The sequence below is a fragment of the Mariniflexile fucanivorans genome (genome assembly GCF_004341235.1).
In the GTDB taxonomy this organism is placed as follows: Bacteria; Bacteroidota; Bacteroidia; order Flavobacteriales; family Flavobacteriaceae; genus Mariniflexile; species Mariniflexile fucanivorans.
The window spans coordinates 1-1,595 of the sequence record NZ_SLUP01000026.1 but is presented as its reverse complement, the minus strand read 5'-3'; the positions used below and the strand labels follow the sequence as shown (position 1 = coordinate 1,595).

At 47.5% G+C, this 1,595-nt stretch carries 1 protein-coding gene; it reads right to left on the bottom strand.

Annotated features, from left to right (window positions below; translation table 11 throughout):
- On the bottom strand, positions 1-1,595 hold a 1,595-nt coding region (locus EV196_RS19775), incomplete at both ends, for a SprB repeat-containing protein (RefSeq protein ID WP_207902885.1).

Sequence of the window (1,595 nt, the reverse complement as noted above, 5' to 3'; positions counted from 1 at the left end):
ACGGCTACAATCTCGTTTATCTCTCCTATGGCCGAGGTTATCGATAGTGCATCGTACTGTTCTATATCAAAACTTGCCGTCCTCTTGATACAGCCATTGGTGTGCCTTACGTCTATATAATGGCTCAGACCTGCTGGCACGTTTACGAACACATTGCTCGTTTGGTAGGTACCGCCGTTCAGTGAATAGTCCAGATCGGCAGGATCAGTGATACTCGCATCAACGGTAACGGTAACCGTATTGGTAGAGATGTTATTGGTACAGCCATATGCTACGCTGGCCTCAGGTGCAATGGTAACCGATTCAGGGAACGTGATGTTCCATTCGGTCTCACAACCTAGCGCATCACGCACATATACCACTTTATCGCCTCCTTCTAAATTTGTGAAAGGGAACTCCGTCTGCGTTAAGGCTCCTGTGGTGTAGGTCCCGTTTATATCATCCAGGGCAACGCTGTATGGTGCCGTGCCCCCCGAAAGCTCTACGCTGAACTCCCCGTCCATATCGCCCGTACAGACTTCTGGTAGCAAGGAGCCAGAAACGATTGTCAATGCTAACGGATCTGGTTCGGTTATCGTAAAGTTGATAACCATGAAGCAGCCCAGTTCATCCTGTGCTATCACATCATAGGTTCCCGGTGCAAGATCCCCAAATGTATTCGTTTCAAAGAACTGGTTCAACTGGGGTGAGATCGCATATCTGATCTGTCCCGTACCACCCGAAGCATTTACGGTGATAGAGCCGTTGTTCGAACCATTACAGGTAATGTTGCTTGTTGTAAATGGTGCAATTAATGGTGAATCTGGTTCGGTTATGGATACGATAATGGATGTCGCTTCACAATCACCACTATCGACATGTACTTGATAATCGCCCGCTAATAGTTCCGTGAACCTTCCTGGGGTCAATTGGGTTGCAGCAATGGTGTTTCCCAAGGCATCTTCCAATGTATAAATGTAATTGCCCAGACCTCCGTTGGCCGTCGCCACGATAACGCCCGTGTTATCGCCCGAACAGTTGATAAAGGCATTGGTCGCATCTACATTCACTACCAAGGTTGGTAAGGGATCGATCTTTATCTGATTGGATACATTGGCCTCACAACCATTGACATCCCTTACATAGTACATGTAGGTTCCAGGTGATACGCTCACTGTTGTTGAGGATGCGAATGTGCCTAGGACCGTTGCGAAATCTGGTGTACTGCTGTATTCATACAGGCCTGTGCCACCGGTAGCGCTAAGTCTCAACGTCGTGCCTGTTAGACATGTCTGGGAGGTTTCCTTTACTAACAATGATTCTACTTTTGTCGGCTCCGTAATAACAATATCCGCAGAGGTAAACGAACAATTATAGCCATCTATAATGCTTACGGTATAGGTTCCGGCTCCTAATCCGCTAAATACTGGTGAAGCTTGCGGACCAGAGCTACTGGCCGTTGGAGATACCCTGTTAAGCGTGTATGAATAATTACTTCCCTGTCCCCCCGTTACGCCGCTTACCGTTATGGAAGCATTGGTGTCTCCAAAACATGTCAATAAGGTTGTGCTTGGTGTAACTGTTGCTCCTATTGCTGCGGGGATAGCTAGGTTAAC